This window comes from Caballeronia sp. BR00000012568055, assembly GCF_029439455.1.
Classification (GTDB): domain Bacteria; phylum Pseudomonadota; class Gammaproteobacteria; order Burkholderiales; family Burkholderiaceae; genus Caballeronia.
Genome location: NZ_JAQFVG010000311.1, coordinates 162,082 through 175,472 on the forward strand (window position 1 = coordinate 162,082; position 13,391 = coordinate 175,472).

15 protein-coding genes are annotated in these 13,391 nt (G+C 61.0%); 5 read left to right on the plus strand and 10 right to left on the minus strand.

Annotated elements, in window-relative coordinates:
* Nucleotides 1–67 precede the first annotated feature (67 nt).
* Nucleotides 68–1,255 (minus strand): acyl-CoA dehydrogenase, encoded by a 1,188-nt coding sequence (locus tag P7F28_RS23105; protein WP_277187087.1) that lies wholly within the window; start codon nucleotides 1,253–1,255, stop codon nucleotides 68–70.
* A 92-nt stretch (nucleotides 1,256–1,347) separates the two neighbouring features.
* Here P7F28_RS23105 and P7F28_RS23110 point away from each other — a divergent pair, with 92 nt between their 5' ends.
* Nucleotides 1,348–2,124 carry an IclR family transcriptional regulator gene (locus P7F28_RS23110; RefSeq protein WP_277187088.1) on the plus strand — a complete coding sequence of 259 codons (777 nt, stop codon included), beginning with the start codon at nucleotides 1,348–1,350 and terminating at the stop codon, nucleotides 2,122–2,124.
* Between the two features lie 3 nt (nucleotides 2,125–2,127).
* Here the strand turns inward: P7F28_RS23110 and kynA are convergent, their stop codons facing one another.
* The 3 genes from kynA to kynB are packed head-to-tail and all read right to left on the minus strand — an operon-like array spanning nucleotide 2,128 to nucleotide 4,907.
* Nucleotides 2,128–2,991, minus strand: coding sequence for a tryptophan 2,3-dioxygenase (gene kynA, locus P7F28_RS23115; RefSeq protein ID WP_277187089.1), 864 nt, complete (start codon nucleotides 2,989–2,991; stop codon nucleotides 2,128–2,130).
* An 11-nt stretch (nucleotides 2,992–3,002) separates the two neighbouring features.
* On the minus strand, nucleotides 3,003–4,253 hold the full coding sequence (gene kynU / locus P7F28_RS23120) for a kynureninase (RefSeq protein ID WP_277187090.1): 1,251 nt from the start codon (nucleotides 4,251–4,253) through the stop codon (nucleotides 3,003–3,005).
* Between the two features lie 27 nt (nucleotides 4,254–4,280).
* Complete coding sequence (kynB, locus tag P7F28_RS23125) at nucleotides 4,281–4,907, minus strand: arylformamidase (protein ID WP_277187091.1); 627 nt, start codon at nucleotides 4,905–4,907, stop codon at nucleotides 4,281–4,283.
* 132 nt (nucleotides 4,908–5,039) lie between these two features.
* Here kynB and P7F28_RS23130 point away from each other — a divergent pair, with 132 nt between their 5' ends.
* Nucleotides 5,040–5,549: an Lrp/AsnC family transcriptional regulator gene (locus P7F28_RS23130; protein ID WP_277187092.1), complete on the plus strand. Its 510-nt coding sequence runs from the start codon at nucleotides 5,040–5,042 to the stop codon at nucleotides 5,547–5,549.
* Here P7F28_RS23130 and P7F28_RS23135 read toward each other — a convergent pair.
* Nucleotides 5,546–6,061, minus strand: coding sequence for a flavin reductase family protein (locus P7F28_RS23135; RefSeq protein WP_277187093.1), 516 nt, complete (start codon nucleotides 6,059–6,061; stop codon nucleotides 5,546–5,548). The two genes, P7F28_RS23130 and P7F28_RS23135, sit on opposite strands and share 4 nt — an antisense overlap.
* Before the next feature lie 280 nt (nucleotides 6,062–6,341).
* Between P7F28_RS23135 and msrA the strand changes: the two genes are divergently transcribed.
* Nucleotides 6,342–6,893, plus strand: a complete 552-nt coding sequence (gene msrA / locus P7F28_RS23140; protein ID WP_277187094.1) for a peptide-methionine (S)-S-oxide reductase MsrA — start codon at nucleotides 6,342–6,344, stop codon at nucleotides 6,891–6,893.
* Nucleotides 6,894–6,908: 15 nt separating this feature from the next.
* On the opposite strand, the gene P7F28_RS23145 is transcribed toward msrA, so the two are convergent.
* From P7F28_RS23145 to pdxH, 3 genes are all read right to left on the minus strand, one after another.
* Complete coding sequence (locus tag P7F28_RS23145; RefSeq protein ID WP_277187095.1) at nucleotides 6,909–7,964, minus strand: DUF72 domain-containing protein; 1,056 nt, start codon at nucleotides 7,962–7,964, stop codon at nucleotides 6,909–6,911.
* A gap of 9 nt (nucleotides 7,965–7,973) precedes the next feature.
* Nucleotides 7,974–9,188, minus strand: coding sequence for a cyclopropane-fatty-acyl-phospholipid synthase family protein (locus tag P7F28_RS23150; RefSeq protein WP_277187096.1), 1,215 nt, complete (start codon nucleotides 9,186–9,188; stop codon nucleotides 7,974–7,976).
* Nucleotides 9,189–9,284: 96 nt separating this feature from the next.
* Nucleotides 9,285–9,926 carry a pyridoxamine 5'-phosphate oxidase gene (gene pdxH, locus P7F28_RS23155; protein WP_277187097.1) on the minus strand — a complete coding sequence of 214 codons (642 nt, stop codon included), beginning with the start codon at nucleotides 9,924–9,926 and terminating at the stop codon, nucleotides 9,285–9,287.
* A 268-nt stretch (nucleotides 9,927–10,194) separates the two neighbouring features.
* Between pdxH and P7F28_RS23160 the strand changes: the two genes are divergently transcribed.
* Complete coding sequence (locus P7F28_RS23160; RefSeq protein WP_277187098.1) at nucleotides 10,195–11,016, plus strand: tRNA threonylcarbamoyladenosine dehydratase; 822 nt, start codon at nucleotides 10,195–10,197, stop codon at nucleotides 11,014–11,016.
* On the opposite strand, the gene trxA is transcribed toward P7F28_RS23160, so the two are convergent.
* Entirely contained in the window at nucleotides 11,013–11,861 is an 849-nt protein-coding gene (trxA, locus tag P7F28_RS23165) for a thioredoxin (RefSeq protein WP_277187099.1), read from the minus strand. The genes P7F28_RS23160 and trxA overlap by 4 nt on opposite strands.
* A gap of 78 nt (nucleotides 11,862–11,939) precedes the next feature.
* Nucleotides 11,940–12,824: a pirin family protein gene (locus tag P7F28_RS23170; protein WP_277187100.1), complete on the minus strand. Its 885-nt coding sequence runs from the start codon at nucleotides 12,822–12,824 to the stop codon at nucleotides 11,940–11,942.
* A 190-nt stretch (nucleotides 12,825–13,014) separates the two neighbouring features.
* Here P7F28_RS23170 and P7F28_RS23175 point away from each other — a divergent pair, with 190 nt between their 5' ends.
* A complete protein-coding gene (locus P7F28_RS23175; protein ID WP_277187101.1) occupies nucleotides 13,015–13,269 on the plus strand; it encodes a hypothetical protein in 255 nt (84 codons plus the stop codon).
* Nucleotides 13,270–13,391 lie beyond the last annotated feature (122 nt).

The window sequence follows — 13,391 nt, forward strand, 5'->3', positions numbered from 1 at the left end:
CGACCGGAAAAAACGAAGGGCCGCCCGCGATGCGGAGCGGCCCTTCGTTACTATGCGTCGAAGAGAATCAGAAGAACGCCTGAATGCCCGTTTGCGCGCGGCCCAGAATCAGCGCGTGGATATCGTGCGTGCCTTCGTACGTATTCACCACTTCCAGATTCACCAGATGCCGCGCCACGCCGAATTCATCCGAAATACCATTGCCGCCGAGCATGTCACGCGCAAGCCGCGCGATCTCCAGCGCCTTGCCGCATGAATTGCGCTTCATGATCGATGTGATTTCGACCGCCGCCGTGCCTTCGTCCTTCATGCGGCCAAGACGCAGCACGCCTTGCAGACCGAGCGTGATTTCCGTCTGCATATCGGCGAGTTTCTTCTGGATCAACTGATTGGCGGCAAGCGGACGCCCGAACTGTTTGCGATCCAGCGTGTATTGACGCGCCGTGTGCCAGCACGATTCCGCCGCGCCGAGCGCGCCCCAGGAGATGCCGTATCGCGCGGAATTGAGGCAGGTGAACGGTCCTTTGAGTCCGCGCACGTTCGGCAGCAGATTTTCTTCGGGCACGAAGACTTCATCCATCACCACTTCGCCGGTGATCGATGCGCGCAGACCGACCTTGCCGTGAATCGCGGGCGCGGTCAGTCCTTTCCAGCCTTTCTCCAGAATGAAGCCGCGAATATCGTCCTTGCCGTCTTCTTCGAGCTTTGCCCACACGACGAACACATCCGCGATCGGCGAATTCGAGATCCACATCTTCGTGCCGGAGAGCGAATAACCGTTCGATACCTTCTTCGCGCGCGTCGTCATGCTGGCGGGATCGGAGCCGGCGTTCGGCTCAGTCAGCCCGAAGCAGCCGATCCACTCGCCGCGCGCCAGCTTCGGCAGGTACTTTTCCTTTTGCGCCTCGCTGCCGAAGGTGTAAATCGGCACCATCACTAGCGACGACTGCACCGACATCATCGAGCGATACCCCGAATCCACGCGCTCCACTTCACGCGCGATCAGGCCGTAGCTGACGTAGTTCAGACCGGGACCGCCGTATTGCTCGGGAATGGTCGGGCCGAGCAGGCCGAGTTCGCCCATCTCGCGAAAGATCGACGGATCGGTTTTTTCTTCGCGGAACGCCTGCGTCACGCGCGGCTGCAACTTGTCCCGCGCGTAGGCGCGCGCGGCGTCGAGCACCATGCGTTCTTCTTCGGTGAGTTGCTGATCGAGCAACAGCGGGTCTTCCCAGTTGAACGCGGCGGCGGCCATGTGCAGTCTCCTGATTCCATCGAACGGCGCTTGACAAGATGTTCCGCTAAGCGAAACAATGTTTTGCAAATCAGAACCGAGTGTAGCATTCGATGCCAACCAATTCCACGCCCGATATTGCTTCCGACGCCATCGACGAGCGCAAGTTCGTGGTCGCCCTGGCGCGCGGTTTGGAACTGCTGCGCGCGTTCCGTCCCGGCGAAACACTGCTCGGCAATCGCGATTTTGTCGAACGGACGGGTTTGCCGAAGGCCACGGTCAATCGTCTTGCCTACACGCTGACCACGCTCGGCTATCTCCGTCTCGACGATTCCACCAGCAAATATGCGCTCGACACCGGCGTGCTGTCGTTGGGTTTTGCGTTGCTGGCGGGCGCGGACACGCTGGAATTGGCGCGGCCGCATTTGCGGGCGCTGGCGCGGGAGATCGGCGCGGCGGTATCGCTGGGATGCCGGGACGGGCTGGACATGATCTATCTGGAGACGATTCGCAGCGAGACGGCGCTGACGTTGGGCCTCGCGCCGGGATCGCGTTTGTCGATGCTGACGAGTTCGATGGGCCGCGCGTATCTCGCCGTGCAGGACGTGGCGGCGCGCGAGGCTTTGCTCGATGAGCTGAAGGCGGAGACCAGCAAGGAACAGATAGAAGCCGCCCGCCGCGCCATCGACGACTTCGAACGCGATGGCTTCTGCTGCTCGTTCCGCGACTGGCACGACGACGTCAACGCCATCGCCGCGCCGTTCCGCGATGTGCGCAACGGACGATGGCTCGTGCTGAGCAGCAGCGGCCCGGCATCGTCGATGAGTGAGGCGTACTTCCGCGAGACGATCGGGCCGAAGCTCAAGGCATTGGCCGCGCGTCTCGCCTGAAAATCAAAGCACGGTACGCACGTGCCAAAGCTCGGGAAACAGCACGACATCGAGCATCTTTCGCAGATACGACGCGCCCGCCGTGCCGCCCGTGCCGCCCTTGAATCCGATGATGCGCTCCACCGTCGTCACATGCCGGAAGCGCCATTGCCGGAACGCGTCTTCCAGATCGACGAGTTCTTCGGCCATTTCGTATAGCTCCCAGTGCTGCGCCGGATTGCGATACACCGCGAGCCACGCCGCCTCGACGGATGGATCGTGCGTCATCGGCTGCGTCCAGTCGCGGTTCAGACGCGCCGGATCGATCTCGAACCCACGCCGCGCGAGCAGGCGAATCACTTCGTCATAGAACGACGGCGCTTCGAGCGTCTCGCGCACCTGCGCCAGAATTTCCGGCCGATGCTCATGCGGCTTCAGCATCTGCACATTCTTGTTGCCGAGCATGAACTCGATCTGCCGATACTGATGCGACTGAAACCCCGACGACGCGCCGAGATACGGCCGCATCGCCGAATATTCGGACGGCGTCATGGTGGCGAGCACGTTCCACGCTTGCACCAGTTGCTCGAAGATGCGCGAGACGCGCGCGAGCATCTTGAACGCGGGCGGCAACTCATCGCGATGCACCGCTTCCAGCGCCGCGCGCAACTCGTACAACGCGAGCTTCATCCACAGTTCGCTGGTCTGATGCTGCACGATAAACAGCATTTCGTTGTGATCCGGCGAGCGCGGATGCTGCGCGCCGAGGATCGCGTCGAGGCCGAGATAATCGCCGTAGCTCATGGACTCGGAGAAATCGAGCTTGGCGTCGTGCCAGCCTTTTTCCTGCGCGCCGTGGCCGAACGGGCAACCCTGGGTTTCGTTCATGGCGATATTCCTCAGGTCACCGAACCGCGCTCGGCGAATTCCGGCGCGCGCCAGCTTTCGGTCGCGAGCACATCGCGGAGCGTTTCGACGGCATCCCACACATCGACGAAGCGCACGTACAGCGGCGTGAAGCCGAATCGCAGAATGCGCGGCTCGCGATAATCACCGATCACCCCGCGCGCGATCAGCGCCTGCATCACTTCATAGCCGTTCGGATGCTCGAAGCTCACTTGCGAGCCGCGTCGATCGTGTTCGCGCGGCGTCGCGAGCGTCAGTGGATATTCACCGCAGCGCGTTTCGACCAACTTGATGAATAGATCGCACAGCGCCAGCGACTTGCGGCGCAGTGTCTGCATATCGGTTTGCAGAAACACGTCGAGACCGCACTCGACCAGCGACATCGACACGATCGGCTGCGTGCCGCACAGATAGCGCCCGATGCCATCGTCCGGACGATACGACGGGTCCATTTCGAACGGCTTTTTGTGGCTCCACCAGCCGGAAAGCGGCTGCGAAAAGCTGTTTTGATGGCGCTTGTGGGCCCACACGAACGCCGGCGAACCCGGACCGCCATTCAGATACTTATACGTGCAGCCGACCGCGTAGTCCGCATCGACACCGTTCAGATCGACCGGCACCGCTCCCGCCGAATGCGCCAGATCCCACACGGCCAACGCGCCCGCGCGATGAATCGTCTGCGTGAGCGCGGCCATGTCGTGCATATAGCCGGTACGGTAATTCACGTGCGTAATCATCGCGATGGCGGTGTTTTCATCGATCGCGTTTTCAAGCTCGGAAGGATCATCGACCAGACGCAACTCATACCCGCGATCCAACTGATCGATCAAACCCTGCGCGATATACAGATCGCTCGGAAAGTTCGAACGTTCGGAGACGATTACGCGACGCTTCGGATCGCGCTCGTGGGCTACTTTCAGCGCGGCCGACAGAATCTTGAAAAGATTGGCCGAAATCGTATCCGTGACAACCACTTCGTCTTCCGCCGCGCCGATCAGCTTGCCCAGCTTATTACCCAGACGTTTTGGCAACGCGAACCAGCCCGCCGTGTTCCAGCTTCGGATCAGGCCATCGCCCCATTCGCCGGTGATGACGGCGGCGGCGCGCGCGGCGGCGGCTTTCGGCGGCACGCCGAGCGAATTGCCGTCGAGATAGATCACGTCATCGGCGAGCGCGAATTGGGCGCGCAGTGGCGCGAGCGCGTCGTCATGGTCGAGCGCAATCGCTTCGTCACGAGATTTCATCGAAAAGTCCCTATATTCGTAGAGGATTCAGGAAAGCGGGCGCAGGACGGCGCGAACCGGACTGGCATCGAGTGTGGAAAATTTGAGCGGCAGGGCGATCAGTTCATAGTCGCCGGGCGCGATGGCATCGAGCACGAGGCCTTCGAGAATCGCCATGCGATGCGCGCGGATGCGGTGATGCGCGTCCATCGTCTTGGAGTCTTGCGGATCGAGCGAGGGCGTATCGATGCCGATCAGCTTCACACCTTTGCTTGCCAACAGGTCGATGGTTTCGGGCGCGACGGCGCAGAAGGCGTGGTCCCATTCGTCGAGCGGGGCTTTCGTATAGGTACGCAGCAGCACGCGCGGCGGAACATCGTCGCCCAAATGAGCGATGTGTTCGGGCATCACCAGCGGCGCCGCACCGGTACAGTGCAAAACCCGGCAAGCGCCGATATACGTATCCAGCGCGACCGCGCCGATCGCCGCGCCGTCGCGATCGTAGTGAAGCGGGGCATCGGCGTGTGCGCCGGTGTGCGGGGAAAGCGTGAGGCGCGCGACATTGACCGGCGAGCCTGCCTCGATGCGCCACATGCGCTCGATGCCGACCGTCGTATCGCCGGGCCAAACGGGCGTCGATGGGTCGATCGGCGGAGAAATATCGAGGAGCGTCATGGCGCGGCTAGCAGAAAGTGTGGAGATGCGTCAAATCATAGTCTTCTTATCTCGAAAAGTGATTGCAAAATAACCACCCAAAAACGGCGGAGTTAGAACATAATTCGATGAAACGGGCTAGGGGAACACAAAATGACCGGCTTCACGCTCGATGCAACAGATTGCCGCATTCTGGCGGTACTGCAGGAAGATGGACGGATCAGCAACCTGGACCTGGCGGAGCGCATCTCGCTCTCGCCGTCGGCGTGTCTGCGCCGCATGCGACTGCTCGAAGAAGAAGGGGTGATTGCGAGCTACCGCGCGTGTCTGGACCGCGAGCGTCTGGGGATTGAACTGGAAGCGTTCGTGCAGGTGTCCATGCGCAACGACCAGGAAAACTGGCACGAGAAGTTCGCGGCGCTGGTGAAGGAGTGGCCGGAGGTGGTCGGCGCGTTCGTCGTGACCGGCGACACGCATTACGTGCTGCGCGTGCTCGCACACAACCTCAAGCATTACTCCGAGTTCGTGCTGTCGAAGCTCTATAAAGCGCCGGGTGTCATCGACATTCGCTCGAATATCGTGCTTCAGACCATGAAGGACGATGCAGGCGTGCCCGTCGCGTTGATCGAGCAGCCCGAGCGTTTGGGTACCGCGAAGGTCTAATTGCCGAGCGGTCCGAGCGTGTGAAAGTCGCCCGCGTGAAACACCAGCGGCGCGGCTTCGCTCGTCTTCGGGCGCACGCCGCATCGCTCGACTTCGCCGACGAAGATCACGTGATCGCCTTCGTCGTATCGGCTGCGGTTATGACATTCGAACCATGCGATGGCGCCGTCGAGCACGGGCATGCCGGTGTCGCCGGCTGCGTGCGAGACGCCCGCGAAGCGATCGCCTTTGAGCGTGGCGAAGCGTTTGCACAAGTCGATCTGCGAAGCGGCCAGCACGTTCACGACGTAGTGGCTATTGGCGCGGAACACCGGCATCGACGCGGACCGGGTGGCGAGACTCCACAGCACCAGCGGCGGATCGAGCGAAACCGAATTGAACGAACTCGCCGTAATGCCGATAAGCTGCCCGGAGTCCGTGCGCGTGGTAATGACGGTCACGCCCGTCGCGAATTGGCCGAGCGCGGCGCGGAACTCTTTCGGATCGAAATTCGGGGTCTTGGCGCTTGTCATCTAACTATTGAGCAGGGTGCTTCCTTCTTTGCTGCCAGACTGCGGAAGGCTTTTTCAGAACTCATATAAAAGCTGAGGTTTGGTGTCGATTCTAGCGGAATCGGCTGTCAGTAGCCGCCAAACACCCGCCACACAACGGTCAATGCGCGCCAGTGTGAGTCTCGGCGTACCTTCGCGAAACACAGTAAGCTGGACCGATTGCATCGCGTTGAATAAACGTGGATGCGCATCCATATTCGTGGTCCGCGGCGTGGCCGCATGCACTTCTTGAGGAGCAGGCATGACCCAGCAGACGAAACTTGAAACCGCGATCCTTGGCGGCGGTTGCTTCTGGTGTACCGAAGCGGTGTTTCTGGCGGTGCAGGGCGTCGAGTCGGTCGAATCGGGCTATGCGGGCGGCGAGGTGGTCGATCCATCGTACGAGCAAGTCTGCGAAGGCGATACCGGGCACGCCGAAGTCGTAAAGGTAGTGTTCGATCCGGCCATCATCAGTTATCGCGAAGTGCTCGAAATTTTCTTCGCCACGCATGATCCGACGCAGCTCAATCGGCAGGGCAACGATGTGGGCACGCAGTATCGATCAGCGGTGTTTGCGCTGTCGGATGCGCAGCGCACGACCGCGCTCGAAGTGATCGACGAGTTGCAGCGCGAGGATGTGTTCGGCGGCAAGATCGTCACCGAAGTCACGGCGCTCGACGACGATTACTATCCCGCCGAGGCGTATCACCAGAACTACTTTGCGCAGCATCCGAATCAGGGTTATTGCGCGGCGATCGTCGGGCCAAAGGTGGCCAAGTTCCGCAAGAAGTTCGCGCATCGCCTGAAGGCGTAACGGCTTAGTCGATGCTTACTCGATGTATCGGGCAATGGCCCGCGCCAGTTCGAAGCACGTGAGCGGCGCGGAGCCTTCCGCCTTGTTGTTCGCCGCAATCACCACCGGCTGGCCCGCAATCGCGTATTGCGCGGCCAGTTCGGCCAACGCCTGGCGCGTGTCCAGGTCTTCATCGACGATCTGATCGAACGGTTCGTACTTCGCCTTCGCCTGTTCATAGCGAAAGCCGCTGTGCAAACTCCAGCGCACGATCAGCGGTCCCGGTTTGTCTTCGTCCAGCATCGCGAGCGCCTTGGCCTGACGTCGCACGTCCGGCATGCGCGCGTGAACGCCAATGCAATAGCGCACGTTCGCATCCTTCAACGCGCGGATAAAGCGCGGCGTCAACATCACCGCATCGCGGATTTCGACGGCGTAGCAGGTGTCGTGATCGAGCGTCGGCAGCGCTTTCAAGAACGCCGACAAGCGGTCGATGAACTGCGCCGGATCGACGATCATCGCGTCCGGCAGCGGCGAGAACTGGAACACGAGCGCGCCCGCTTTCGCGCCGAGACCGCCGGTACACGGCGTCACGAATTCGTCGATGGCGATCTGCGCGTTGAGGAACGCGGGGTTATCGGCATCGGGCGTGCCGCGTTCGCCGCGGATGAAGGCATCGGTGACGGAGGCGGGCGCCTTGACGATAAAGCGGAAATGCTCTGGCACTTGCGACGCGTATCGCGCGTATTCGGCAAGCGATAGCGGCGCGTAGAAGGAGCGGTCGATGGAAACGCATCGCAGAAGCGGATGCGCGCCGTACGCGCTCAGACCATCGCGCGAAAGCTTGGTGTTCGAATACTCATCGCCATAAACGATGCTGCGCCAGCCCGGAAACGACCATGTCGATGTGCCGAGGTGAATTGCGTCGGGAATGCGCCGCGCGAGCGATTCGAGTTCGGGTTGTGAGGGCGCGGGGAGCACGCCGCGTGGCTTCGCCGCCTTGCGCGCAGGCGGAGATGCCGGTGTCAAAGCAGGCGCGCCGAATAGATCGGACTGTTCGTCTTCCTGCGCTACGCCTGCTTCCCGTTGCATCCACTGACCTCAAAGCGCTTTATCGTAAATATACCGGCGCGACCACGGCAAGGTCTGCGCGCTGCGTCCGGCCTTACGGCAAATCACCTGATAGATCGACACATCGTCGTTCTCGAACGCGTACGCGCAGCCCGCGAGATACACGCGCCAGATGCGGAAGTGTTCATCATCGACTAGCTTCTTCGCTTCTTCCGCATTGGCCTCGAACCGATCCGCCCACACATCCAGCGTATGCGCGTAATGACGGCGCAGGCTTTCGACGTCCAGCGCTTCCAGCCCGCCGCGCTGCATGCTTTCCAGCGCCAGCCCGATGTGCGGCAACTCGCCATCCGGAAACACGTATTTGTCGATAAACTCGCCGCCACCGAGCGAGGTCTCGCCGCTATCCGCATCGGACGATGTAATGCCGTGATTCATCACGATGCCGTCATCCACCAGCAGATCACGAATCTTCGCGAAGTACTCCGGAAGATTCTTGCGGCCCACGTGCTCGAACATGCCGACGCTCGTAATCCGATCGAACTGACCCGGCACGTCGCGATAATCCTGCAAGCGGATTTCGACTTTGTCTTCCAGCCCGGCGTCTTTCACCCGCTGCGTCGCCAGCTTGAACTGATTCTCGGAAAGCGTCACACCGACACACCGCGCGCCAAACTTCTGCGCCGCGCGAATGACCAGCGCGCCCCATCCGCAGCCAATATCCAGCAGCCGATGCCCCGGCTGCACCTGAATCTTGGTCAGAATGTGATCGATCTTCTTGAGCTGCGCCGTGTCGATATCTTCATCGCCATTCTCGAAGTACGCGCACGAGTACACCATGTTCTGGTCGAGCCAGAGCTTGTAGAACTCGTTCGATACATCGTAGTGGTACTGAATGGCTTTCTTGTCCGACGTCTTCGAATGATTGAAGTAACGTCGCACGCGCGCCAGCTTGCTCGCACTGGTCACGGTGTTCTTGGCCAGCGAATAGCCGATGTTGATGATATCGCTCAGCTTGCCTTCGATATCGATCTTGCCCTTCACATAAGCTTCGCCGAGATTATCTAAACTCGGTTCGAGCAAATAGGGCAGCGCGGTTGCGCTTTTCACATGCAGCGTGACTTGCGGCGCGGCGAACTGGCCGAAGTCATGTTGCTGTCCGTCCCAAAGCACGAGGCGCGCGGGCAGGTTGACCCTGTCGCGAACGTCCTCGACCCACTGCGTCAGCTTCTTCTCCCAGAACATGCTTGTTTCTCCGCGCTAAGGAAATCAAGGTGAAGGCCTGCGCCTTCATGTTCATTGCGTGTTGCTGCGTCGTTGTGAGGCCCGCGCTTGTTTTGATTACGGTGCGAGCCTTGCGATGCTCCATGCGCCATCCGTGCCGCCGCGCGTATAGACGATGCGGTCATGCAGCCGTGACGGCCGGCCTTGCCAGAATTCGATTACATCGGGCACGAGACGATATCCGCCCCAGTGCGGCGGGCGCGGCGGCTCATCGCCGTATTGCGCGATGACTTCGCGTTCGCGCGATTCGAGTAACTCGCGGCTGTCGATCGGCTGACTTTGATCCGACGCCCACGCGCCGATGCGCGAACCGAGCGGACGCGACGCGTAGTAGGTATCGCTATCCGTCGCGCTGGTCTTTTCGATGCGGCCTTCCACACGCACCTGACGCTCCAGTTCGACCCAGTGGAACAGCAGACTGCCGGCCGGATTGGCAGCGATCTCGCGCCCCTTGCGGCTGTCGTAATTAGTGAAGAACACGAACCCGCGTTCGTCCACGCCCTTGATCAGCACGATGCGCGCGGAAGGCCGACCGTCAGCGCTAACGGTGGCGAGCGTCATGGCATTTGGCTCGGGCAGTTGTGCGTCGAGCGCCTGCGCGAACCAGGTCTCGAATTGACGGACCGGATTCGGATCGACGTCGGCGGCGTCCAGTGAGCCGCGTGAATAATTTTTGCGAAGGTCTGCGAGGGTGGTCATTTTTATGCAAACGCTACAGTCGCGTCAGTATAGCCAAGGTAAGTCGTTCTTGCCCTGATTCCCCGGTCGAGTCGGTAGGTGATGCCGATCGTTTCGACTTCGCCTATCACGTTGTTGGAATCGATAAGGCAGAATACGCAATTCGGCCACATTTTGCATGAATGACCATGCAAGTCGGCACAATCGATAGCTATCTGTAAGCATCGGTTGACCTTGCGCAAGATGGGACCCGCCTCTTGGCTTTAGTTTTGCTTTCTGATCCGACCATATGACCGCTTCTTCCATCGACCTTTCCGCTGATCGCGAACGCCGTTTTAGCGGCATTGCGCGCTTGTACGGCGCGCCTGCGCTCGCAGCTTTCGAACGTGCGCATGTCGCTGTGATCGGCATCGGCGGCGTGGGGTCGTGGGTGGCGGAGGCGCTCGCGCGCAGCGCAATCGGCAAGATCACGCTGATCGATCTCGACAATGTGGCTGAGAGCAACACCAATCGGCAGATTCACGCGCTCGACGGCAATTACGGCAAGGCCAAGGTCACCGCAATGGCCGAGCGCATCAAGCTGATCGATCCGGCGTGCGAAGTAACGGAGATCGAAGACTTCGTCGAACCCGGCAATTTCGATGCAACGCTCGGCGCGCGTTTCGATTATGTCGTCGATGCCATCGACAGCGTGCGTACGAAGACCGCGCTGATCGCGTTGTGCGTGGAGCGCAAGCAGCCGCTGATCACGATTGGCGGCGCGGGCGGGCAACTGGACCCGACGCGCATTCGTATCGACGATCTGGCGCTGACGATTCAGGACCCGTTGCTATCGAAAGTGCGTGGGCAGTTGCGCAAGATGCACGGTTTTCCGCGCGGGCCGAAATCGCGTTTCAAGGTGAGCGCGGTGTATTCGGACGAGCCGCTGATTTACCCGGATGCGCCCGTGTGCGATCTGAGCGAAGGCGCGGAGCATCTGGAAACCGGCGCCGGTTATGCCGGGCCGGTCGGACTTAATTGCGCGGGCTTTGGATCGAGTGTTTGCGTGACCGCGAGTTTCGGATTCGCGGCGGCGGCGTTCGTGTTGCGCGAATTGGCGAAGCAGGCCTAGTTCAGCGCCGCACTCAGCTTCCGACGCCATTGCGCGACGAGATCCGGCTGACCGGCTGCCAGATCGAAAACGGACAGCATGGTTTTGCGGCCGACATCGTCCATGAACGCGCGGTCGCGCACGACGATCGCCAGTAGATTCTCCAGCGCGCCTGCAAAATCACGTCCCGCAATCAGCCGATTCGCCAGCGCGAAACGCGCGTCCAGATCGTCCGGATTCGATTCGACCGCGGCGATCAGCGCATCGGCGGGCGGGAGATCGGCGGCAGCATCGGCGGCATCGAGTTCGGTTTTGATCGCGTTATAGCGTGCGTCGATACCTTGCGTCGTCTTCGGCGAAAGCAGCTTGTCTTCGTCCTTCGCCTCGTCGATACGACGTTCCGCGATCAGCCATTCGATCAGATCGAGACGCGCATCGTCATAACCGGGATCGAGGGCGAGTGCGGCCTTGATGGTATCGATGGCCAATTTGCGATTGCCCGCGGCCCACGCGTCATGCGCGGCCTGGCGCTCGGCATCCGCGCCCTGCGGCACCAGCCGATCCAGAAACTCGCGCAATTGCCCTTCCGGCAACACGCCGATGAATTGATCGACCGGGCGGCCTTCCGCGAACGCGATCACGTGCGGAATGCTGCGCACCTGAAAATGCGCCGCCAGTTCCTGGTTCTCATCGACGTTCACCTTGACGAGCTTCCACTTGCCCGCGCCTTCGGCTTCGAGCTTTTCCAGCATCGGGCCGAGCGTCTTGCACGGGCCGCACCACGGCGCCCAGAAATCGACGAGAACGGGTGCGAGCATCGACGCGTTGATTACGTCGTTCTCGAAGGTGGCGAGGGTCGTTTCCATGCGTTCTCTCCTAATGCGTGTGGTCTATCTCGTTATAGGTAGGGACGATCCGCGCGACTCTCAAGTGCAACGCACGCTTCATGCCTCGCGGCGCGGTTGCGGCAGTGGAATGAACTCGGTTTCGCCCGGCACATGGCCCATGCGCTGCTCGCTCCACGCCTGTTTCGCGGCGTCGATCTTTTCGCGCGAACTGGAAACGAAATTCCATTCGATAAAGCGCGTGCCGTCGAGTTTCGCGCCGCCGAGAATCATCACCGTTGCGCCGTTCGTGCTGGCGAGTTGGACGGGCGAATCGGGCGTCAGCACGGCCATTTGATGAAGCGGCATGGCTTCACCGTCGATGGAGAGATCACCGTCCACGAGATACACGCCGCGTTCCTCGTGCTCGGTGTCGAGCGTCAACGTACTGCCCGCTTTGAACGATCCGGCGACGTAAAGCGTCGGTGAAAACGTGCGCGTCGGCGCTGTTTCGCCGAACGCGGTGCCCGCGATCACGCGCAAGGTCACGCCATCGCGCTCGATCTGTGGCAGCGCAGCGGCCGCATGATGCTCGAACGATGGTTCGACTTCCTCGCTCGCCACCGGCAGCGCCACCCACGTCTGAATGCCGTGCATGGTCTGGCCGCTGGCGCGTTCCTCATCGGGCGTGCGTTCCGAATGGACGATGCCGCGTCCTGCGGTCATCCAGTTGACATCGCCGGGAACGATCTTCTGCACCGAACCCACGCTATCACGATGCATGATCGCGCCATCGAACAGATACGTGACCGTCGCCAGACCGATATGCGGATGCGGCCGCACGTCCAGACCCTTGCCAGGCATGAGGGTTGCGGGACCGATATGGTCGAAAAAGATGAAGGGCCCGACTGTGCGGGCGGCGAGCGCGGGCAGCACGCGTCTCACCATCAGCCCGCCGACATCGTGTTCATGAGGCTTGAGCGTGGCGCGGATCGTCGAAGGCATGGCGGTCACCGTAACTTGAGGGCTTAAGGTCGCGTTCTGGCGCAAAAGCAGCGCCGCTGGTCCGCCGATTCTACCGGCCGTCATGCACAGGCGCTCGGCACATGCCTGGCAACTTCGCGAATTCGAGGTGGTTCCTGAACATCACGTATCCGCACGAGCGGCGTGAGATTAACTAAAAGGAGTGGGAAAAATGAGCAAGAGCAAATTGTTGATCGCCCTCACGGCCGGTGTTTTCGCGGCCACCGCGACGAGCGGCGCGTTCGCCCAGACATCGACCGGTGCAGGCAACGATTCCGCCGCAACCGATACCGCGACCGCCGCGCCCGCGCCAGCCAAGAAGCAGAAGATGCGCAAGCACAGCGGACATGCATCGGCGGGCACAAAGAAGACGCCTGCTGTAGAAACAGGCAATAATGCGGCGGCATCGACGGGTCAGAGCAAGTAAGTTTTTGCGCGTTTTTTGCGCTTTGACTGCGCCCGCGCCGCTCATCACGGCGCGGGCGTTGTCATGTCTTATCCGCGTCGAGCGCAGGTTTTCACAATACCGTCTATAGACGGTTCGCTACA